Source organism: Kaistia geumhonensis (assembly GCF_030815145.1).
Taxonomy (GTDB): Bacteria; Pseudomonadota; Alphaproteobacteria; order Rhizobiales; family Kaistiaceae; genus Kaistia; species Kaistia geumhonensis.
This window is the reverse complement of the sequence record NZ_JAUSWJ010000001.1, coordinates 3,114,631-3,135,150: the sequence shown is the minus strand read 5'-3', so window position 1 is coordinate 3,135,150 and position 20,520 is coordinate 3,114,631. Positions and strand designations below refer to the sequence as shown.

Here is a 20,520-nt window from a genome sequence, read left to right as displayed (position 1 = left end):
CCATGCACTCCAGCAGTCATGTGAGCGATGTCTCCCGCGAGCACGTCGTCGCCGCACCGCAATCGCCCTATCTCCTGAGCAACCAGCTCGCGAGCCGCCTCGGATCGAAGGACGCCGACTGGTTGTCGTCGCTTGCCATCAGCGAGCGGTCGACCGAGACGGGGATCGACGACTGTCTGGCGAGGGACGCCGAAGGACGCGACTGGCGCATCCGCCTCGCCGACTGGAACACGCCGGCGGCGAGCCGCCTGCAATTCGAGGCCGGGCTCGCCCTGACGCTCGGCGACACGCTCGCAGAGCCGCCGCTCTTCATCGGCGAAGAGGACCGCCTCGCCCTCGTCTATCCCGCCCGTACCGGACGGAGCCTCGCCGAGTTCGCCGGCCGACCGATGGCGATCGCAGCCTTCCTCGACCGCGCCGCCGCCGTAGCGGGCGCTCTCGCGCGGCTGCATGCCGCCAGCGTCATCCATGGACGACTTTCGCCGGACCGCATCCTCATTGGTCCAGATGGACAATCCCGCTTCATCGGCTTCGCGTGGATGGCCGCGGCCGAGTTCGGCGCATCGGAGGATCGGCGCGTTGCCGACGCGGACCTCCCCTATGCCGCTCCGGAACTCATCCGCCCGGACGCCTCCCCCGCCGACGCGCGGAGCGATCTCTACGCCCTCGGCGTCCTGCTGCACGAACTCCTGACCGGCTCGACGCCGCTTTCGGCCGATGACCTCCCCGGCTGGCTGCACGCCCATGTCGCCGTGGAGGCGCCTTCGGCGCGGCTGGCGCGGCCTGATGTCCCCGAGATCGTCGATGCCATCCTGCACCGCCTCCTCGCCAAGGACCCGAGAGCCCGCTACCAGACCGCGCGGGCGCTCGAGGCCGACCTGACCCGCGTCGCGCGGTCGGTCGCGGCGACGGGAGAGGCGGAGACCTTCGAGCTCGCGCGCGGCGAGTTCGCCGAGCCGGCGCGGCATGCGGCGCATCTCGTCGGCCGCAGCCAGCCGCTGGCGGCGATGGGCGAGTTCTATGCCGCCTTTCTCGCGTCTTCGCAGCGCCGGATCGTCCTCGTCAGCGGCGAGCCCGGCGCCGGCAAGTCGGTCCTCGTCGAGACCTTCCTCAACGATGCGCGGCGCGGAGACGCCATCTGCGCCTCCGGCAAGGGCGTGGAGCTTCGCCAGGGCACGCCTTTCGCGCCCATGGCGGAGCTGCTGCGCACGGCGCTGGCACAGCTCATGGCCGGCGACGAGAGCGCGCTCGAAGCGGCGCGATCGCGGCTCGCCGGGGTCGTCGGCGGCGCGCGCGTGCTTGCGGACCTCGTGCCCGAGGCGACCATCCTTCCGCCATCGAGCCAGACCATCGCCGACGTCCCCGCCCATCTGGCGCAGGCCCGGTCCGCCCGCGTCATCGCCGAGAGCCTCGCGGCGCTGGCGACGGCGGATGCGCCGCTGGTGCTCTTTCTCGACGACCTGCAATGGTTCGACCAGGGCAGCCTCAACGTCCTGCGCCAGCTCTGCGAGGAGCCACCCCGCCATGTCTTTCTCGTCGCGAGCTACCGCTCCGAGGCGGAGGGACGCAAGGCGGTCCGGGACATCCTCTCGGTCGCCCGGAACTCGGCCGCCTTCGCCATCGAACTGAAGCTCGGCCCGCTGACGGAGCGCGACACCAACGCGCTGGTCGCGTTCGTGCTGAAGAGTCGCCCCGAGGAGGTCCGGCCGATCGCCTTCGTGGTCCACCGCGAGACGGGCGGCAACCCGTTCCATATCGGCCAGCTGCTGCAGCGCTCGCTCGACCAGCAGGTCCTGCATTTCGATGCCGACCGGCAGGAGTGGATCTGGAACGAGCATCGGCGACGGGAACCGCACGAGATCGCCGGCCTGATGCTCGAGCGCATCAACGCCCTGCCGCCCTTGCAGCGGAGCTTCCTGCAACGCTGCGCCAGCCTCGGCGGCCGGGCCACGGCGGCGTTCGCCGCGGCGCTGTCCGGCGCCAGCGTCGAGGAGACCGTCCGCGCCGCCCAGGCGCTCGTCGCCGCCGGCCTGATCCGCCGCTCCGGCAGCGAGTTCGTCATCGCGCATGACCGCGTCCTGGAAGCGGCCTATGCGGCGATGTCGCCGGCCCACCGCGCACGCGAGCATCTCGGCAACGCCCGGCTCCTCGCCGCCGGCCATCTGAATCCCGATCCCGACCGGGCCTTCGAGATCGCCTCGCAGATCGAGCGCTGCGACCTCGGCGATCTTTCGGCAGAGGAACGCCCCGCGTTCGCCGCGATCCTGCTTCGCGCCGCGCGGACCTGCCGGTCGGCCGGCGAGGCGCGGCGGGCGCTGCATTTCGTCGAACTCATCCGCCGCATCCTGCCCGCCGCCGGTCCCGGCGATCGCTCCCCCCTCGCCTTCGAGACCGAGTGGTTGCAATGCGACTGCCTGCTGGCGCTCGGCCGGGTCGACGAGGCGCTCGAGGCCCTCGCAGAGGTGTCGGGGCTCGCCGGCGACGCCGTCGCCTTCGCCGATACCTGCCGCCTCCGGGCGATCGCCTGGACGATCAAGAGCTCCTATCCGCTCGCCATCGAGGCCGCGCTCGATGGACTGCGCGCGCTCGATATCGACCTCGAGACGCGGGTCGGTCCGGCCGCTCTGGAAAGGAACTATCGCGCCTGCCTCGAAAAGCTCGACGCCGTCGGCATCGATGCGCTGATCGCGCTGCCCGAGGCGACGGACCCGCGCGCACGATCGGCGCTCGCGCTGCTCTCGACCCTCATCTCGTCCTTCTTCGTCGAGGGCGAGTTGCGCTTCCTGCATGTGCTCAAGATGCTCGAGCTGACGCTGGCTCATGGCTCGACCCCGGAAGCGTCCTATGGCCTCGCCTGGTTCGGCGTCCTCGGCGCGCATTATTTCGGGGCCTATGAGAGCGGCGCGACCTATTCCATGGCCGCCTCCAGGCTCGCCAAGCGCGACGGCTACGAAGCCCAGCGCACCGCGGCCTTCATCGCCCTCGACCAGGTCGCCGCCTGGACGCTGCCGATGCGGACCGCGCTCGGCCATGCCCGCGAAGGCGCGCGGGTCGGACAGGCGGCGGGCGACCTCGGCATGGCGTGCTATGCCCGCAACCACATCGCCTCCGACATGCTGGTCGTCGGCGATCCACTCGACCGCATCCGGACGGAGCTCGTCGACAGCATCGCGATGACCCGCGAAGTCGGCTACCGGGACATCGAGCTGATCCTCACCGCCCAGATCAATCTGGTGGACGCGCTGAGTTCCGGCGACATCGCCTCCACCGTCTCCGATCCGGAGCTGGAGACGACCTCGGTCGCGACCCAGTTCTGGGTGAAGCACTATGCCGGCCTGCAATCCTTCTTCGTCGGCAGCCTGGAAGCGGCCATGGCCGACCTCGAACGGGCCGAGTCCATGGCATGGGCCGCGCCGGCCCATATCGACACCGCCAACAACTGTTTCTTCCTGGCGCTCGCCGAGGCGCGCCTGACGCCGCCGGATACCGGCGAGGGCCGCCGGATGGCAGAGGCCCGCGAGCGGTTCGCCGCCTGGTCACGCCTCAATCCGGAGACCTTCTCGGCCAAGCACCTGATGCTGGAGGCCGAGGCCGCCCGCCTCGCCGGCCGCGCGAGCGAGGCCATCGCACTCTATGGCCGCGCCGCGAAGGCGGCGGCGCAGGCGAAGTTCGTCCAGGACGAGGCGCTCGCACAGGAACTCGCGGCCGGCTTCTATCGCGCGGCCGAGCTCGGCGCGCCGGCGGAGGGCTGCCTCGCGGCGGCGATGCGCCACTACCGGCTATGGGGCGCCCATGCCAAGGCGGCGGCGCTCGGCGGCGACATCGGCTCGTCCGCCGGACGCGATCCGGTCCATCTGGCGCCGGAGCGGCTGCAGAACGAACTCGACCTCTCCGTCATGACGGCCGCCTCGCAGGCGCTCGCCGAGGAGATCGGCCTCGAACAGGTCGTCCGCTCGCTGATGAAGAGCATGGTCGTCCATGCGGGTGCGCAATTCGGGCTGCTGGTGCTGCTGCGGCAGGGCGAGGCGGTCATCGAGGCGGTGGCCCGTGTTCGCGTCAAGGAGGTCGAGATCGAGCTCCAGCCCAAGGCGAGGCCGGAAGAGCTGATGCCCGCCTCGGTGCTGAAGACCGTTCTGAGGACTGCGCGGCCGGTGACGCTCGCCGATGCGGCGGTCGAGGCGTCGCAGCGCGGCCTCTCGATGGGCGGACGCGCCATCCGCTCGCTCGCCTGCATCCCGCTCGTCAAGCGGGGCGAGCTCATCGGCGTGCTCTATCTCGAAAACGCGCTGAGCGCCGATGTCTTCACGCCGCGCCGCATGGCGATGCTGGAGGTTCTCGCGCCGCAGGCGGCGATCTCGCTGGATGCCGCGCGGCTCTATGGCGACCTGATGGACGAGAACCTGCGCCGCGCGCAGGCAGAGTTCGAACTGCGCGAGGCGCGCAGCGATCTGGCGCGCGCCAACCAGATGACGGCGATGGGCAGCCTCGCGACGTCGATCGCCCATGAGATCAACCAGCCGCTGGCGAGCCTCGTGGCGCAGGCGGATGCCGGCCTGCGCTGGCTGAACCGCAAGGAGCCGGATCTCGGCGAGGTGGCGAACAGCCTCGGCAGCATCCGCGAGGCCGGACGACGCGCCGCCGACATCATCGCCGCGCTGCGATCGCTGGTGAAGCAGGAGCCGGCGCGGCTCGGCCTCGTCGTCATCGACGACGTGCTTCACGAGGTGCTGAAGATCGCCGCCGCCGACATCGCTGCGAGCGGGACCGAACTCCGCCTCGAGCTCGGCGGCGATCGGCGTCCGATCATGGCGAACGAGACGCAGCTGCAGCAGGTGTTCTTCAACATCATCACCAACGCCATCCAGGCCATGGCCGGCCGCGACCAGTCCGAGAGGCGGCTGCGCATCGGGTCCAGGGCCACCGACGATGCGATCGAGGTGACGATCGAGGATGCCGGCTGCGGCATGTCGGAGGAGACGATGGCGCGGATCTTCCGACCGTTCTTCACGACAAAGGCGTCCGGAATGGGCGTCGGCCTCGCCATCTGCCGCTCGATCGTCGAGCTGCATGGCGGCTCGCTGGAAGCCCGCTCGGTGGAAGGCACGGGCAGCACCTTCGTCGTCCGCATCCCGATCGCGCGGGACTAGCAAGGCGTCCGGTCGGCTCGGCCCGCCCGGACGCGCGTTTCGATGCTTCTGGTCCCATCCGCTTCAGCTGATGAAGTCGATCGTTCCGCCATCGACGCGCAGCGCCGCCCCGGTCGTTGCGGACGCAAGCGGCGAGGCGAGATAGACGGCCATGTTCGCCACTTCCTCGACGCTCGCCGGCCGGCGGAGCAGCGAGGTCGGCCGGTGCGTCCTGACGAAATCGGCGCCGGCCTCCTCCAGCGTCTTGCCGCCCGCCATCTCGGCCTTGAGCATTTCGGCGACGCCTTCGGAAAGGGTCGGGCCGGGCAGGATGGAATTCACGGTGACGCCGGTGCCGGCCATCCGCTTGGCGAGCCCGCGGGCAAGCGCGACGTCCGCCGTCTTGCTGACGCCGTAGTGGATCATCTCGACCGGTATGTTGAAGGCGGATTCGGAGGAGAGGAACAGCATCCGTCCCCAGCCGCGTTCCGCCATGCCGGGGAGATAGATCCGTGCGAGACGCATGCCGGACATGACGTTGACCTGCCAGTGACGGTCCCAGACCGCATCGTCGGCGGCGAAGAAATCGACCGGCTCGAAGATGCCGAGATTGTTGACGACGATGTCGAAGCGGGGCTCGAGAGCGGCCAGCGCGTCGACGCCCTCCGCGGTTCCCAGATCGATCGCCCGGCCGCGCGCCGGGCCGCCGAGCCGGCCGAGCGCCGCCTCGACGCTGGCGGTGCTGCGGCCGTTGATGACGACCGCGGCGCCCGCTTCCTGGAGACCGCGCGCGATGGCGAAGCCGATGCCCGCGGTCGAGCCGGTGACGAGCGCGGTCTTTCCGGACAGGTCGATCTTCATGACGAACTCCTAAGCGACAAGGGTCTGAAGGCTTGCGTCGGACATGGTGGCAGAGGATGGGCTGGCGCGCTCAGGTCCTCGAGCGGAAACTACAGGACACCGGCCGGAATATGGGCATCCGCCCCGCGCGACACTCACGCGCCGACGCTCCGCGACAGGGCGGCGACGGCGCCCGGCACGATGGTGCCGAGCGCGACGGCGATCAGGCAGAGCGTCATCGACAGGGCGATGTTGAGTACCGCGCGACCGGGCTCGCCGGCATCGAGCAGAGTGAGGGTCTGGAGGCTGAATGAGGAGAAGGTGGTGAAGCCGCCGCAGAGGCCGACCAGCACGAACTGGCGCATCTCGATCGGCGTCGATGCCCCGGCGCCTGCGAAGAGCGCCGTGAACAGCCCGATGACGAAGGAACCGGCGATGTTGATGAGGATCGTTCCCCAGGGCAGGGCGTCGCCGATGAGGGGCGTCAGCCACGCGTTGAGGCTGTAGCGCAGCGCCGATCCGAGCGCGCCCCCGACCGCGACATAGACAGTGACCAGCATGGCCCGACCTCCGGGTTGGGCTGCGCGGCATCCATGGCGCAGCCGAGGCCGGCAGAGTCCCATGCGCGAACCCGCGCGGATATGCTCCTGTAGGTTCGGCCGAGTGAACCTTCGTATGCCGGGACGCCGGGATCGTCTGGATATCCTGGCAGGGCAGGCCTGCGGTATCGGAGCGGCGGTCCGGTCCGGACAGGCTCCGCGAGCCGTAGCCCGGGTGCCCGCAGGCGCGACGAAATTGGACGGCGCGGCAGTCTCTCCATGGGGTCCACGGGACGATCCGAGAATTCTTTCGCCTGTTGAATTGGCCGCGATGTCAGTGGCTTGGACAAGCAAGAGTTCTCACGACCGCGCTTGATTCTGCTTCGGGCGCAGTATAGGTGCAGAGAGTGGCGTCTGGTATTGGCGGCGCAATGCGGGTGTGGTGGAACTGGTAGACGCGCCGGACTCAAAATCCGGTTCCGAGAGGAGTGTCGGTTCGATTCCGACCACCCGCACCACCGCCCCCGGCTGTTCATCCCAGGACGAACGCGCTCCCCGAGAGCAATCGCATGAGCTTTTGCTCCGGACATGCAGGTCCGGGTAAGGCCGTGCCGCCGCTGGACCTCGGTGTCCCGTCAGGGGTCCCGGATCCGGTTTCTCGCTCGAAGGCGCAGCGGCCGCGTCCGGAAGACGACGTGAAACCCGGAATTGTGGCCGGCCTCGCCTCCGGCAGCGAATCGGCGACTTCTTCGTCTATGACCGCCCGATCAACACGATCCCGGCGTTCGGGGTGCCGGCGCCGTTCTCCCGGCAACAGGCTTCAAGCATCGCCCGGGGCGTGATCGTCGTCGGCGACCTCGGGAGCGGCCCGGGCCTTGGCCGTGCAGCACCAGCTCAGATGCGGCCGCCTCCGAACAGCCAGACCAGGATCAGGACGATCAGCAGGATGCCGAGGACACCCCCCAGGCCGCGACCGCCATAGCGGCTATAGCCATAATATCCTCCTCCGCCTCCAAAGACGAGAACAAGAATCAGGACGATCAGGATCAAAGACATTACAATCCCTCCTCTGGCGATGCTCTGGAATCGAAAGAACGAACGTCCGCGGGATAAGCGGACAGGTCAGTCTCTTGCTCATTGCCGGATTGCGCGACCGCAGCGCGCGCTGTGGCGTTCTGACTTTCGGTCGTCTCTCGACGGTCCGGCGGTGCGGCAGGCTGGAGGACCAGCCGGAACCGGAGCCCGGCGGTTCCGCTTTCGAACGCCACGACGCCGCCGACCTGTTCGCCAAGCGCCCTGACAAGACGAAAGCCGAGGCCGGCACTGCCTTTTGGATCGAACCCCTCGGGAAGCCCCGGCCCGCTGTCGGAGATTTCGAGCAGCACGGAATCGCCAGCCTCCCGGCGGCATCGGACGCGAATCTGGCCGGCACTGGGAGCGGAAGCGGACTGTCCGTGCTTGATCGCGTTGGTGACCACTTCGGCGAAGATCTGCGTCAGCGGCAGGATCTGCTCTGCGGACACGTGGATGCCGGGCTCGATGTCTTCGATGATCTCCACCCCGCCGAACAAGGCCGAACCGAACGAGACGCAAAGTTCGTGCAGGTGTTGGCCGAGTTCCGCCGTCGATTCCTGTCGACTGGCGGCGAGTTCGCGATGAAGGTTGGAGACGGCCTGAATCTGCACGCAGATCCCCTCCAGGAGGAGCCGGACCGACTCCAGATCGGGCTGCGCCGGTCGCTTCGCCAACTCGTTTCCCTTCAGGCGGACATAGCTGGCCAGCATCGCCAGGTGGTTGGCGATCCGGTGATCGGCCTCGTCCAGCCGCGTGCAGTCTCCGCAGGCAGTCGTGCGCATGGCATCACCTCGGCTTTCGATCCGCCATAGCCCATGTCGCAGCAATCGCTTCATGACAGACAAATCATCATTGACGTGAGTCAATTTATGGTCAGCAGCGGTCAATTCTTTCGGTGGAGGCATCCAGATCATCAAAGCTCCGGATCGCGCCTCGACTTCGCTGTCAAAAAGAAGAAATTACCTATATATAACAAGGATTCACCCGCGATCGCAGTTTTCGGGGAGCATTTGTACGCCAAATCTGAAGACGAGCGAGCGGCGGGGCCCGGCAGATCGTCGCGGAATTGGTCATCCCGCCTTGAACCGGGCACTTCCGGCAAAGGTGAAGGGGCGCATCGCGGTTCGACGCCCCGACCGAGATGCTCGGCGCCGAGATTCAGCCGGTCGTCAGGCAACCGGGCACAACGGCCGATGTTGTATGCAAGAGGGCGGTTCCAGTCGGCCATCAGTCGTCGGCTGATGGCCAGGTCACTTTCGACCCGGTTTCATCAGAACGAGAAATCAATGACCACAATGGACGGCGTCGTCCTCGTCGTGGACGACGAAGCGATCATCCGCATGGGCGCCGTCGATCTGGTCGAATCCGCCGGATTGCGGGCCATCGAAGCCAACAACGCCGACGAAGCGATCCACCTGCTCGAAACGCGGACGGATATTCGCCTGGTGTTCACGGACATAGACATGCCCGGCACCATGGATGGGCTCAAGCTGTCGCGATACATCCGAGAACGCTGGCCTCCCGTCAAACTCATCGTCGCCTCGGGCAAGGCGATCCTCGACCAGAGCCATCTCCCGGAGGGGGCACGGTTTTTCTCCAAGCCCTATGTCGGGCGGTCGATCACCGATGCCATCATCGAACTGATCTCAGGCTGACAGGACACAGCGACGGACAAGGCCCTCGGGTGTCGCCGTCACCTGAAGGGTATGATCGAAGAGGGGACGCCGCAGACCTCACGCCGGCAGCGTCGGCGCGAGGAGACTTGATCCTTCGCACACCGCGTATCGGCGCCAAGCGCTAGGATGCACCTCCATTCTCGGAGAAAGTCTCCATCCTAGGAGAGAGCCATGGCAGCAACCGGACTGTCCGCAGGCGGGCTGCCGGCATCGAAGGTGCGCCTGGCGCTGGTCGTGACAGCGCTGGCCGGCCTTGCGACCGGTCTTGCCGGCCTCGCATTCGGACAGACCTGGTCGGGCATCGTCTTCGCAGTCGCGACCCTGCCCGTGCTGGCGGCGCTGCTCGTCGAGATCGTCACCAGCCTCAGGCGCGGCGATGTCGGCCTCGACATCGTGGCGGCGCTGTCGATGTCGGCGGCGCTCGGCTTCGGCGAGCCGCTCGCCGGCAATGTCGTCGCGCTGATGTATGCCGGCGGCCAGCTGCTGGAAAGCTATGCCGAGAACCGGGCTCGCCGCGAGATGACGGCCCTCCTCGGCCGCGTCGCGCGGACAGCTATGCGCATCGACCGCGACGGACTGCACGAGGTCGATGTCGGATCGATCGCCCCGGGTGACCGGCTGCTGATCCGCAAGGGCGAGGTGGTTCCGGTCGACGGAACACTCGCGGCACCGGGAGGCAGCTTCGACCAGTCCGCGCTGACCGGCGAAAGCCTGCCGGTGACGAAGTCGGCCGGCGACGAGGTGCTGTCCGGGGTCGCCAATGCCGGCGAGGCGGTCGAGATCGTCTCGGCGCGACCCGCGGCCGAGAGCACCTATGCCAATATCGTGCGCCTCGTCGAGCAGGCCGCCTCGAGCCGCGCGCCGGCGATCCGCATCGCCGACCGCTTCGCGATCTGGTTTCTCCTGCTGACGCTCGCCATCGCCGGCGCCGCCTGGTGGGCCTCGGCAGACCCGATCCGCGCCCTCGCCGTGCTCGTCGTGGCGACGCCCTGCCCGCTCATTCTCGCGCTGCCCGTCGCGATCGTCTCGGGCATGTCGCGCGCCGCCCGCTCGGGCATCCTCATCAAGCATGGCGGGGCGCTGGAAGCGCTCGGGCGCGTGCGCACCGTCATTCTCGACAAGACCGGCACGCTGACGCTCGGCCTCGCGCGCGTCGCCTCGATCCGCACGCGCGAGGGCATCGACCCGAACGAGTTGCTTCGCCTCGCCGCGTCGCTCGACCAGGCCTCGAACCATGTCATCGCCGAGGCGCTCGTCGCCGAGGCTCATGCCCGCGGCCTCTCCCTGAGCGCGCCGGGACCCGCGACCGAGATGGCCGGAGCCGGCCTTTCCGGCACGGTCGACGGGCATGACGTGGTCGTCGGCGGCCGCGCCTATGTCCACGCGCTGAGCGAAGAGGGCTCGGCCGGACTGGACGGCGCCATCCCGCCCGGTTCGGCCGTGGTGGCGGTGGCGATCGACGGAACACTGGCCGGACTGATCCTGCTTGCCGACGGCCTCCGGCCCGAGGCGCCGGACATGATCCGCAGCCTTCGCGCCGCCGGCATCCGGCGCGTCGTGCTCGCTTCGGGCGACGCGGCCGAGATCGCGTCGGCCGTCGGTCATGCCCTCGGGCTCGACGCGGCGCGGGGCGGCATGTCGCCCTCGGACAAGCTGAAACTCGTCCATGAGGAGGAACAGGCCGCGCCGACCGTGATGGTGGGTGACGGGGTCAACGATGCCCCGGCGCTGGCCGGCGCCAGCGTCGGCGTCGCCATGGGGGCGCGCGGCGCAGCCGCCTCCTCGCAGAGCGCCGATATCGTGCTGCTGGTCGACCGGATCGACCGTCTCGCGCTGGCGCTGTCCATCGCCGCCCGGACGCGGCGGATCGCGCTGGAGAGCGTTCTCGCAGGGCTGGCGCTGTCGATCGCGGCGATGATCGCCGCCGCCTTCGGCCTGCTGCCCCCGGTCGCCGGCGCGCTGCTGCAGGAAGCGATCGATGTCGCGGTGATCCTCAACGCGCTCCGCGCGCTCAGATGATCAGCCGCCGACCGTGATGATCGCCTTGATGAGGCCGTCCTTGGTGTGAGCCCAGCGCGGCAGATCCTCAACGGCGCCCGCGAGCGTCGTCGTGTGCGTCACCAGCGCGTCGAGCGGCACTCTCCCGGCGCGGATCGAGGCCATGACATGCTCGAAATCCGCCTTGAGGGCGTTGCGGCTGCCGATCAGCGTCATCTCGCGCTTGTGGAATTCCGGATCGGCGAAGGCGATGCGGTCTTTCACCACCGAGATCAGCACATAGCTGCCGCCATGCGCGACCAGCGTGAAGCCGGCCTCGATCGCCTTCACATTGCCCGTGGCGTCGAACACCGTCTCGAAGCCCTCGCCGCCGGTATGCGCCATCAGCTGCGCCTCGGCATCGGCCCCCGTGGCGAAGCCGGCCGAGAAACCGAGGCGGTCGCGGGCGAAGGCGAGCCGCTCGGCGCTGGCGTCGAGCAGCGTCACCTCGAGGCCGGCGATGCGCGCGAAGATCGCGGCACCGAGGCCGATCGGCCCGATGCCGACGACGAGCGCCCGCGTGCCCGGCTCGGCCCGCGAGCGGCGGACCGCATGCGCGCCGATGGCGAGGAACTCGACGGTGGCCGCGTCGCGCAGCGAGAGACCCTCGGCCGGATAGAGATTGCCGGCCGGAAGCACGACGCGCTCCGTCATGCCGCCATCGCCATGCACGCCGAGCACCGTGATCGAGGTGCAGCAATTGGGCTTGCCGGCCCGGCAGGCGACGCAGTGGCCACAGGAGAGATAGGGGTTGATGACTACCGGCGTTCCGGGCGCGATGGCGACGCCTTCGCCCGTCTCGGCAACGACGCCGGAGAGCTCGTGGCCCATCACCCGCGGATAGGCGAGGAACGGGTGCTTGCCCTCATAGATGTGATAGTCGGTGCCGCAGATGCCGACATGGCGGATATCGACGGCGGCTTCTCCAGGTCCCGGCGCGGGCGGCGCCGGGCGGTCGACGAGTTCGAGGCGGCCGGGCTCGACGCACAGAAGTGCCTTCATGAGGAATGCTCCGTGACCGGCCGGCCGGGTCGTCAGCGACCGCGGCGGCGCAGCTGGTCGAAATAGACGATGACGATGATCAGGCCGCCGGTGATGATGCGCTGCCAGAACGAGTTGACGTTCAGGAGGTTGGCGCCGTTGTTGATGGTGGCGAGGATGAAGGCGCCGATGAGCGGTCCATGCACCGAGCCGACGGCGCCGAAGAGGCTCGATCCGCCGATGACGGTCGAGGCGATCGCCTGCAGCTCCCAGCCCTCGGCCTGCGTCGCGTTGCCGATGCCGATGCGGGTGGCCAGCAGCACGCCGACAAAGGCGGCGAACACCGACGACAGCGCATAGGCGAGATAGATCACGCCATTGACGCGGACGCCGGACAGGCGCGCCGATTCCGGATTGGAGCCGACCGCGAAAAGATAGCGGCCCCAGCGGGTGTGGTTGAGGAAGATATAGGCCGGCACCGCGACGAGGATCACCATCCAGAACAGGCTCGGAATGCCGAGGAAATCCTTGGTTGCGAAGGCGGTGAAATCGTCGTTGTCGATCGAGATCGTCGAGCCGTTGGTGATCAGGAGGCCGATGCCGCGCAGCGAGGTGAGCGTCGCCAGCGTGATGATGAAGGGCGGCAGGCCCATCTTGGTGATGCCGAAGCCGTGGAAGAGGCCGATCCCGAGCCCGACCAGGAGCGTGATCAGGATCGAGAGCCACACCGGGACGCCGGCATTGATGAGCAGCGCGATGATGACGGTCGTGAAGCCGACCACGGCGCCGACCGAAAGATCGATGCCGGCCGTGATGATGACGAAGGTCTGCCCGACGGCGAGGATGGCGATCATCGAGCCCTGCCGCAGCAGGTTCGAGATATTCTTGTCGCTCATGAAGTTCGGCGTCGCGATCGCGAGCACCGCCCAGAGCAGCACGAGCAGGCCGAGCAGGGTCAGCGCGAACAGGAAGCTGTAATTGCGCCGCGCCTGGGAGGCCTTCGCCGAAGCGGCATCCACCGTTGACATGTCGAGACCTTCCTCCCCTTCACCTGAAGCCGCCGTCGCGCCGCTGGCCGCAGGCGCGCCCTGGGGCGCGAAATTCGCTAGACGCCGATCGCCTCGGCAAGGACTTCCTCATGGCTCGCGCCATGGAATGGATTGCTGCCGACGAGCCGACCGCTGCGGAAGACGTGGAGCGTATCGGCCAGTTCGTAGACCTCCGGCAGATAGCTCGAGATCAGCAGGATGCCGGCGCCCTCCTTGAGCAGCGCCGCGAACAGCCGGTAGATCTCGGCCTTGGTGCCGACATCGACGCCGACCGTGGGTTCGTCGAAGATGAACAGGTCGGCGCCGTGGTTGAGCCATTTGCCGATCACGATCTTCTGCTGGTTGCCGCCCGACATGGACGAGGCCAGCGAGCGCCGGCTCGGCGTCTTGATCGAGAGATCGCGGATCTGCTTGTCGGCGCGCCGCGCTTCCTCGCCGGCGGAAATGACGAAACCCTTGGTCAGCCTTTCGTAGATCGGCAGGTTGAGGTTGAGGCCGATCGGGAGGTTGAGGTTGAGGCCCTGGTCGCGACGGCTCTCCGGCGCCAGCGCGATGCCGAGGCCGATCGCCTGACGCTCGTTGTTGATGGCGACCGGCTTCCCCTTCCACAGGATCTCGCCCGACGTCTTCGGATTGCGCCCGAACAGCGACAGCGCGAACTCGCTGCGCCCGGCGCCGATGAGGCCGTAGAGGCCGACGATCTCGCCGCGGCGGATCGAGAGCGACACGTCGCTGAAACCCTTGCCGGAGAGATGGCGCGCTTCGATCAGCGTCTCGCCGAAGGGGATCTGCTCCTTGTGGTAGATCTGCTCGATCGTCCGGTTGATCATCAGCGCGACGAGCTCGTTGTCGTCGGTGGCGGCGATGTCGCGCGTGCCGACCATCTGCCCGTCGCGCAGCACCGAGACGCGGTCGGCGAGCTCGAAGATCTCCTCCATGCGGTGGGAGATGTAGACGATCGTCACGCCCTCGGCCTTCAGGCGGCGGATGAGCGTGAAGAGCTGCGCCGCCTCCTGGCGGGTCAGATAGGCGGTCGGCTCGTCGAAGATGAGGAACTTGGTGCCGCGCTTGGCGGCGCGCGCGGTCGCGACCAGCTGCTGCTGGCCGATGGTGAGCGAATCGAGCTGCGCGGCGGCCGGCAGCTGGAAGCCCATGTCGTCGAGGATGGCCTGGGCGGCGCGGACCATGTCGCGCTTCTGCAGCAGGCCGAACTTCACCGTCTCGTCGCCGAGGAAGATGTTCGCGGCCACCGACAGATGGCGGCAGAGCATGACTTCCTGATGGACGGCGTTGATGCCGTGGTCGATCGCCTCCTGCGGCGTCGCCAGCGAGACCGACTTGCCGTTCCAGCGGATATCGCCGGCAGTGCGCGGAATGACACCCGTCAGGAGCTTGATCAGCGTCGACTTGCCGGCGCCGTTCTCGCCGACGATGGCGTGGATCTCGCCGCGGCGGAAGGCGAGACTCGCCGGCTTCAGCGCCAGTACCGGCCCGTAGCGTTTCTCGAGATCGCGGAGCTCGAGGATGATGTCGCCGCTCGCAAGGGGCGCCGCCTCCGGCGTCGCAAGATGGGTTGCGCTCATGTCCTCGTTCCGTCCGGGCCTGCCAGGGCTGTCAACAGTGTCGGCGCGCCGCCCTCCCCCAAGCGCGGCGCGCCGTCGGCCTTACTTCACCTTGGGATTCAGCAGGGCCGAGTTCTTCGCCTCGTCCATGTTGGCCTTGGTGATCAGGTTGGCACCCGTATCGACGAAGGCCTCCACCTTCTCCTTCTTGGAGGCGGCGAGCGCGGTCTTCACGCCGTCATAGCCCATGCGGTAGGGGTCCTGCACGACGAGCGCCGCGATGGTGCCGTCCTTCAGGAAGCCGACGAGCTTGTCGTCGTTGTCGAAGCCGATCAGCGCGACCTTGTCGGCCACCTTGTTCTCGGCGATCGCCTGGCCGGCGCCCTGCGCCATGATCAGGTTCGACGCGAAGACGCCGACGAGGTTGGGATTGGCCGTCAGAAGGTCGGTCGTGATGTTGAGGCCGGTCGTGGCCTGGCCATCGGCGACCTTGTCGGCGACGAGCTTCAGCTCGGGATACTTCGCCAGCTCTTCCTTGAAGCCCTTGGCACGCTGATCGAGCGAGCCGACGCCCGGCAGGGCGGTGATGAGCGCGACGTCGCCGGCTGCCTTGCCGGTCTTCGCCTTGACCGCCTCGGCAAGGCCGCGCGCGGCCACGCGGCCACCCTCGACATTGTCGGTGGTCAGGAACGAGGTGAAGGCCTTCGAGTCGGCGGCCGAGTCGATGCCGATGATCGGCACGGACTTCGCGGCTTCGTCGATCGGCTTGCCGAGCGCCTTGAACTCGGTCGGGGCGATCACGACGGCGGCCGGCTTGCCGGCGACGGCGTTCTCGAGGATCGTGATCTGGCCGTTGATGTCGGCCTCGGACTGCGCGCCGAGCTCCGGCACGTTGACGCCGAGATCCTTGCCGGCGGCGCGGGCGCCGGCGAGCACGATCTGCCAGTAGAACGAGGTCGTGTCCTTGACGATGATCGGGATCGTCACTTCCTCGGCGGCGGCCGGGGCGGCCTGGACGAGGCCTGCGGCGATGACGGCCGTACCGGCCATCAGGCCGAAGCCGCGGCGGGTGACGGGTTTCCTAGCGAACGACATCTTCGGTTCTTCCTTCCCTTGGGCGCGATCTCCACCCGAGACGTAGTTCAGGACGCGCCCCGCTCTGCTACGTCTTTTATCGTTATAGGACTGATGCCCCTTTTTTGCGGGGTCCGCAACCCCCCTTCCGTCCGCAAACACAGGCGTGGCAACGACTTCCAGCGCGCAAACGAAATGACTTATTCCATCTCGCATCGCAACATGAGCGGCTTGTATACCGCCGCAAAGCAGCATAGATCGGCTGACTTATCGATAAGAGACCGTATGCCTCCGCGATCGACTATGCTAACAGAGGGGCGCACCTCAGACCGGACAATCCCGCGCAGCGCATGAGCAAGAGCGACACCGTCTTCAAGGAGGCGTACAACCAGAGCCTCGCTCTCCTCGTCGAGGGAAGCGTGCTGCCATCAGAGGCGGAGCTGGCACGCCGGCTCGGCATCAGCCGTACCACGGTGCGGGCCATTCTCGACGCGCAGGTCGAGGCGGGACTCATCGCCTGGAACCGCCGCCTGAAGGAGGTGCTCCGCGCGCCGCGCCCGGAGGATTATTTCCCCGAGGACCAGACCGACGCCGTGTCGCTCAGGGTCGAGCGCGCTTTCATGAGCCGGGTCCTCTCGTCCGATATCCGCCCCGGCAGCCAGTTCAACGAGAGCGATTTCGCCCGCGAGCTCGGTGTCAGCACTTCGGCGGTGCGCGAGTTCATGATCCGCTTTTCGCGGTTCGGCCTCATCGAAAAGCAGCGCAACCGGCACTGGGTGCTGAACGGCTTCACCGAGGCATTCTCGCTGGAGCTGTTCGAAGTGCGCGAGATGTTCGAACTGCGCTCGGTGCGGGCCTTCGTGCGCCTGCCGCGCGACCATCCGGCCTGGGCGGCGCTCGATGCGATCGAGGCCGAGCATCAAGCCTTCCTGGAGGCGCCGCGCGCCCGGCTCGGGGAGTTTCCCGACCTCGACGACCGCTTCCACCGCCTGATCCACAGCGCATCGAGCAATCGCTTCATCATCGATTTCTACGACGTCATCTCGCTGATCTTCCACTACCACTACCAGTGGAGCAAGATCGACGAGATGGAGCGCAACGCGACGGCGGTGCGCGAGCATCTCGACTACATCGCCGGCCTCAGATCGGGCGCGGAGCTCGATGCCGAATTCTATTGCCGCAAGCATCTCGCCACCGCGCGCGAGACGCTCCTGAGCGCGACCCGCGCCCGCCAGGACGCGCGCAACGAGGCGCTAGGCGCGGCGGGCTGACAGTCAGCCGCGTCGGCCGTCACATGATGCCGGTTTCCTCGAAGATGCCCCCGGTCGAGCGGCCGGCGAGGATCATGTCGCGGACGCGGTCCTCTCCCTCGACCTTGGCGACTGCCGCGGCGAGGATATCGGCCACATGCGCAGCGGGCACGGTCAAGACGCCGTCGATGTCGCCGACGATGAGATCGCCGGGCATGACGCGGCAGCCATTGTCGAATTCGATGGCGCAGCGGAAATCGACGACGCGGCCGCGCAGCCGCTGGTCCTGCGCATAGGAGCCCATGGAGAAGACCGGGAAGCCGAGCCGCGCGATCTCGCGCGTGTCGCGATGATAGCCGTCGAGGACGGCGCCGACCGCGCCGAGATGGGCGGCGCGCGTGCTCATGAGGCCGCCCCAGAGCGCATAGCGGGGCGATGCGCCGGTGCAGATATAGACCTCGCCGGCCTCGAGCTGGTCGAGCGCCCTGAACATGAGGCCGAAGGCATCCGTCGCACCGCTATGGCCGAGCAGCTCGCTGGCGCAATCGGCCTCCAGCACCGGCATGGCACGGCCGACGAGCATGGTCCCGGGATCGAGCGCCCGGATCTCCGGTGGCAGGAACTGCCGCGTCAGGCCGGCCTGGTCCATCACGTCGCCGATCACGGCGGTGAAAAGGCGCTCCCGCACCAGCGCGAAGAGTTCGGCATCGCCCGTCATGTCAACGTCCCTTCAGCTGTGCGAGGTCGATCTCGGTGATGTGCCAGCGCCCGAGATTGGCGGAATAGAGCCGGTCGCCCTTCAGCGCGACATTGGTCGGATGGGCGATGAGCGTCGCCTTCGGATCCTCGATCAGCAGCTCCAGGGCGCCGCCCGGCTTCAGACGATAGATGCGGCTCGGCTCGTAGCAGGAGATGTAGAGCGTCCCATCGGGCGCGAGCGCGACGCCGTCGGGCACGGTCTCGACGCGGTCACTGACGAGACGGCTCGGTCCCGCGGAGCCGTCGGCGCGGATTGGAACATGCACGAGCGAGGGGACGTCGCTCTGCACGACATAGAGCCCGTCGCCCGTCTCGTCGAGGCAGGCGCCATTGGCGAAATCCATCGGCTCCTCCGACCAGACGCCGCCCTCCCCCGTCTCGAGATCGAAGCGGTAGAGGCCCGGCCCGATATTGCCGTTGCCGCGGCTGTCCGTGACGTAGAGGACGCCGCGCTTCTCGTCGACGACCGGATAGTTGGGCACGCGGATGCCGCTGGAGGCGAAGCGGTCGAAGGCGCCGGTCGCCGGGTCGTAGCGAAAGACCGCCGCATGCCGCAGGTCGCAGGCATAGCAGCGTCCGGCGCTGTCGAAGGCGAGGCCGAGCAGGAAGCCGCCCGTGCCGCCGATCCGATCATGCGCGCCTCCGTCGGCGGCGATGCGGATGAGATCGCCGGTCTCGGTGCCGCACCAGATGGAGCCGTCCTCATGCACGGCGACGCCTTCTGGATGGGCGAGGCACGGCTCGGCGAAGATGCCGTCGAAGAAGACGCGCGCGGCCGAGAGGTCGAGAAGCGGTGTCATGCAGTGGTCCTCCCGAGCCGCTCGACGAGGGCGCGGTCGGCGGCGATGATGGCGGCGATGAGGTCGCCCCGCTCCCGGGCGACGACGAATTCGAGCTTGCGCAGCCCAAGCGGATCGATCCGGTGGCGCAGAATGTCGAAGCTCGCCGCATCCGGCAGCGCGACAGGCCGGCAGTCCGCCGCGAAAGTGACGGCAAAGCCCGTCGCCTCGGTAACCACCTCGCGCGTCACGCCGGGCATCAGTTCGTCGACGACAAGTTCGCCGCTGTCCTCGTCGAGGCGAAACACGCAGAGATCGGTGAAGACCCGCGCCTTACCCGGCCGAAAGCCGGCCCGCATGCGCTCTTCGGCACGCGCGAGACCGCGACCCGAACTCGCGATGTCCACCGCCTCGACGAAGGCGAGCGGGGTGTGCCGCGGAACATAGAGCGCATAGTCGCGATGCATGTTGGCGACATCGGCCATGCCGCCCTGCCCGGGCAGACGCAGCATCGCGCCGTTGCGGCGGCGAATGGCGAGATTGTTGACCCGCCCGCGCCGGTCGATCTGCGCGGCGCCGATGATCTCGTGCGTGACGGCGCCGGCCTGGTAATACGCCGCATAAGTATCGTCGCCGCCGGCATGCGCCGCCGCCGTCGCGGCATCGAGCCCCTCGACCAGCGACAGCAGCAGCGGGCTCGGCGCGATGTCGACATGGCCGCAGGAGAAGGTGGCGATGATCATGTTCGGCGCATGCGTCGCCTTGGCCAGGCGATAGGCGACATTGGCGAGCGGCGACACGGCGCCGGCCGAGGCGAAGCTCTCGTCGTCCAGCTCGGCGGCGATGCGCGCCGCCATGATCTCGTCGATGGTGGGCGCCTCGGGCGCAGCGTGCACCGCCGGGAAGCGAACGGGCAGATCCGCGGGGCGGATGGCCGCGGCGGCCACGACATGACCCGCCACCGGTCGCGATGCGAAGCTCTCGGCAAGCGGTCGCCCGGACGCGAAGGCTTCGGCGAGCGCCGCATAGTCGGTCGCGTAAAAGGGCAGGCTCGATGTCGGCCAGGCACCGCCCGGTGCCTGCGCGATCGCGGTCACCTGGTTGCGCGTGATCACCGTCTGCCGCCCGGCCTCGGCAAGGTGGCCAACCGGCACGATTTCCTCAACCGTGACCAGCACCTTGCGCGCCGCGCCGATCATCGCGAGATCGAGCGCGCGGGCGCCGAGGATCTGGACATTGCCGCTCTCGTCGGCGCGAGCGGCGTGCAGGATCAGCGTGTCGAGGCGCAGCGGCGGGATGACGCCGACGGCCTCGCCGGTGACGGGATCGGCGGCGGTCCGGGCGCCTGGAATGCGCTCCATCATCGCCGAGCCCGTTGGAAGCTGGAAGGGAAGGCTCGGCAGGTTCTTCTGCGCCGCATGAAGCGCCTCGATCATGGCGAGCGCGGTCCAGTCGCGCACCGCGAGCGAGCCGCTCTCCGCCGCGGCCCGGAAGCGCGGAGGCAGGCCGAAGATGTCGAGCGAGGAAAAGCAGAGATCGGCGGAGGCGACGGCGCCCGCCTCGAGGAGATATTCGAGCGCAAGTCCGCCGGCCCAGCTCGTATAGCGAAGCTCGCGCACCCCGCGCGCCGCGATGGCCGCGAGCAGCCGCATCGGCAGGCGCGCGAAGTGATGCCCGCCGACACCGAACACATCGCCATCCGCGACGAGAGCGGCCAGCGCCTCCACGCTCGTGAAGGCCGGCCGGTTCGGCTTGACGAGGCTCTCGCCCATCG

General features: G+C 68.3%; 15 protein-coding genes and 1 tRNA gene. 5 read left to right on the top strand and 11 right to left on the bottom strand.

Going from position 1 to position 20,520, the window contains the following annotated elements; genetic code table 11:
* Positions 1–2: 2 nt before the first annotated feature.
* On the top strand, positions 3–5,147 hold the full coding sequence (locus tag QO015_RS14840; protein ID WP_266278499.1) for a trifunctional serine/threonine-protein kinase/ATP-binding protein/sensor histidine kinase: 5,145 nt from the start codon (positions 3–5) through the stop codon (positions 5,145–5,147).
* A 63-nt stretch (positions 5,148–5,210) separates the two neighbouring features.
* On the opposite strand, the gene QO015_RS14835 is transcribed toward QO015_RS14840, so the two are convergent.
* Positions 5,211–5,987 (bottom strand): SDR family NAD(P)-dependent oxidoreductase, encoded by a 777-nt coding sequence (locus QO015_RS14835; RefSeq protein ID WP_266278500.1) that lies wholly within the window; start codon positions 5,985–5,987, stop codon positions 5,211–5,213.
* A 134-nt stretch (positions 5,988–6,121) separates the two neighbouring features.
* Entirely contained in the window at positions 6,122–6,526 is a 405-nt protein-coding gene (gene crcB / locus QO015_RS14830) for a fluoride efflux transporter CrcB (RefSeq protein ID WP_266278501.1), read from the bottom strand.
* Between the two features lie 412 nt (positions 6,527–6,938).
* On the opposite strand from crcB, the gene QO015_RS14825 reads away from it, so the two are divergent.
* Positions 6,939–7,023: transfer RNA gene (locus QO015_RS14825), tRNA-Leu, on the top strand.
* A gap of 376 nt (positions 7,024–7,399) precedes the next feature.
* Here QO015_RS14825 and QO015_RS14820 read toward each other — a convergent pair.
* On the bottom strand, positions 7,400–7,561 hold the full coding sequence (locus QO015_RS14820) for a DUF3309 family protein (RefSeq protein ID WP_266278502.1): 162 nt from the start codon (positions 7,559–7,561) through the stop codon (positions 7,400–7,402).
* Entirely contained in the window at positions 7,561–8,493 is a 933-nt protein-coding gene (locus QO015_RS14815; RefSeq protein WP_266278503.1) for a sensor histidine kinase, read from the bottom strand. Before QO015_RS14815 ends, QO015_RS14820 begins: the two co-directional genes overlap by 1 nt.
* Positions 8,494–8,874: 381 nt before the next feature.
* Between QO015_RS14815 and QO015_RS14810 the strand changes: the two genes are divergently transcribed.
* Both QO015_RS14810 and QO015_RS14805 read left to right on the top strand, forming a co-directional pair.
* Entirely contained in the window at positions 8,875–9,234 is a 360-nt protein-coding gene (locus QO015_RS14810; RefSeq protein ID WP_266278504.1) for a response regulator, read from the top strand.
* 192 nt (positions 9,235–9,426) lie between these two features.
* The gene (locus QO015_RS14805; protein ID WP_266278505.1) at positions 9,427–11,274 is read left to right on the top strand and encodes a heavy metal translocating P-type ATPase; all 1,848 of its coding nucleotides are present in this window, start codon (positions 9,427–9,429) and stop codon (positions 11,272–11,274) included.
* Here the strand turns inward: QO015_RS14805 and QO015_RS14800 are convergent, their stop codons facing one another.
* The 4 genes from QO015_RS14800 to QO015_RS14785 all read right to left on the bottom strand — a co-directional run bounded on the left by QO015_RS14800 (position 11,275) and on the right by QO015_RS14785 (position 15,979).
* Complete coding sequence (locus QO015_RS14800) at positions 11,275–12,294, bottom strand: zinc-binding alcohol dehydrogenase family protein (RefSeq protein ID WP_266278506.1); 1,020 nt, start codon at positions 12,292–12,294, stop codon at positions 11,275–11,277.
* Between the two features lie 32 nt (positions 12,295–12,326).
* Positions 12,327–13,301, bottom strand: a complete 975-nt coding sequence (locus QO015_RS14795) for an ABC transporter permease (protein WP_266278507.1) — start codon at positions 13,299–13,301, stop codon at positions 12,327–12,329.
* Between the two features lie 77 nt (positions 13,302–13,378).
* Positions 13,379–14,905 (bottom strand): sugar ABC transporter ATP-binding protein, encoded by a 1,527-nt coding sequence (locus QO015_RS14790; protein WP_266278508.1) that lies wholly within the window; start codon positions 14,903–14,905, stop codon positions 13,379–13,381.
* Between the two features lie 81 nt (positions 14,906–14,986).
* Entirely contained in the window at positions 14,987–15,979 is a 993-nt protein-coding gene (locus QO015_RS14785) for an ABC transporter substrate-binding protein (protein WP_266278509.1), read from the bottom strand.
* A 329-nt stretch (positions 15,980–16,308) separates the two neighbouring features.
* Between QO015_RS14785 and QO015_RS14780 the strand changes: the two genes are divergently transcribed.
* Positions 16,309–17,229 (top strand): GntR family transcriptional regulator, encoded by a 921-nt coding sequence (locus tag QO015_RS14780; RefSeq protein WP_266278510.1) that lies wholly within the window; start codon positions 16,309–16,311, stop codon positions 17,227–17,229.
* A 19-nt stretch (positions 17,230–17,248) separates the two neighbouring features.
* On the opposite strand, the gene QO015_RS14775 is transcribed toward QO015_RS14780, so the two are convergent.
* From QO015_RS14775 to QO015_RS14765, 3 genes are read right to left on the bottom strand one after another with little or no spacing between them, the layout of a single operon-like run.
* Positions 17,249–17,926 (bottom strand): RraA family protein, encoded by a 678-nt coding sequence (locus QO015_RS14775; protein ID WP_266278511.1) that lies wholly within the window; start codon positions 17,924–17,926, stop codon positions 17,249–17,251.
* A gap of 1 nt (position 17,927) precedes the next feature.
* Entirely contained in the window at positions 17,928–18,767 is an 840-nt protein-coding gene (locus QO015_RS14770; RefSeq protein WP_266278512.1) for an SMP-30/gluconolactonase/LRE family protein, read from the bottom strand.
* Positions 18,764–20,518, bottom strand: coding sequence for a CoA-transferase (locus QO015_RS14765; RefSeq protein WP_266278513.1), 1,755 nt, complete (start codon positions 20,516–20,518; stop codon positions 18,764–18,766). The genes QO015_RS14770 and QO015_RS14765 overlap by 4 nt, the downstream gene beginning before the upstream one ends.
* Positions 20,519–20,520: the final 2 nt, after the last annotated feature.

Bases quoted from the DNA above. Each gene is read 5' to 3' on its own strand.
- QO015_RS14815 (WP_266278503.1), bottom strand. From the start codon at position 8,493: ATGATCTGGATGCCTCCACCGAAAGAATTGACCGCTGCTGACCATAAA.
- QO015_RS14775 (WP_266278511.1), bottom strand. From the start codon at position 17,926: ATGACGGGCGATGCCGAACTCTTCGCGCTGGTGCGGGAGCGCCTTTTC.
- QO015_RS14800 (WP_266278506.1), bottom strand. From the start codon at position 12,294: ATGAAGGCACTTCTGTGCGTCGAGCCCGGCCGCCTCGAACTCGTCGAC.
- QO015_RS14765 (WP_266278513.1), bottom strand. From the start codon at position 20,518: ATGGGCGAGAGCCTCGTCAAGCCGAACCGGCCGGCCTTCACGAGCGTG.
- QO015_RS14785 (WP_266278509.1), bottom strand. From the start codon at position 15,979: ATGTCGTTCGCTAGGAAACCCGTCACCCGCCGCGGCTTCGGCCTGATG.
- QO015_RS14805 (WP_266278505.1), top strand. From the start codon at position 9,427: ATGGCAGCAACCGGACTGTCCGCAGGCGGGCTGCCGGCATCGAAGGTG.
- QO015_RS14840 (WP_266278499.1), top strand. From the start codon at position 3: ATGCACTCCAGCAGTCATGTGAGCGATGTCTCCCGCGAGCACGTCGTC.
- QO015_RS14810 (WP_266278504.1), top strand. From the start codon at position 8,875: ATGGACGGCGTCGTCCTCGTCGTGGACGACGAAGCGATCATCCGCATG.
- QO015_RS14770 (WP_266278512.1), bottom strand. From the start codon at position 18,767: ATGACACCGCTTCTCGACCTCTCGGCCGCGCGCGTCTTCTTCGACGGC.
- QO015_RS14795 (WP_266278507.1), bottom strand. From the start codon at position 13,301: ATGTCAACGGTGGATGCCGCTTCGGCGAAGGCCTCCCAGGCGCGGCGC.
- QO015_RS14780 (WP_266278510.1), top strand. From the start codon at position 16,309: ATGAGCAAGAGCGACACCGTCTTCAAGGAGGCGTACAACCAGAGCCTC.
- crcB (WP_266278501.1), bottom strand. From the start codon at position 6,526: ATGCTGGTCACTGTCTATGTCGCGGTCGGGGGCGCGCTCGGATCGGCG.
- QO015_RS14820 (WP_266278502.1), bottom strand. From the start codon at position 7,561: ATGTCTTTGATCCTGATCGTCCTGATTCTTGTTCTCGTCTTTGGAGGC.
- QO015_RS14835 (WP_266278500.1), bottom strand. From the start codon at position 5,987: ATGAAGATCGACCTGTCCGGAAAGACCGCGCTCGTCACCGGCTCGACC.
- QO015_RS14790 (WP_266278508.1), bottom strand. From the start codon at position 14,905: ATGAGCGCAACCCATCTTGCGACGCCGGAGGCGGCGCCCCTTGCGAGC.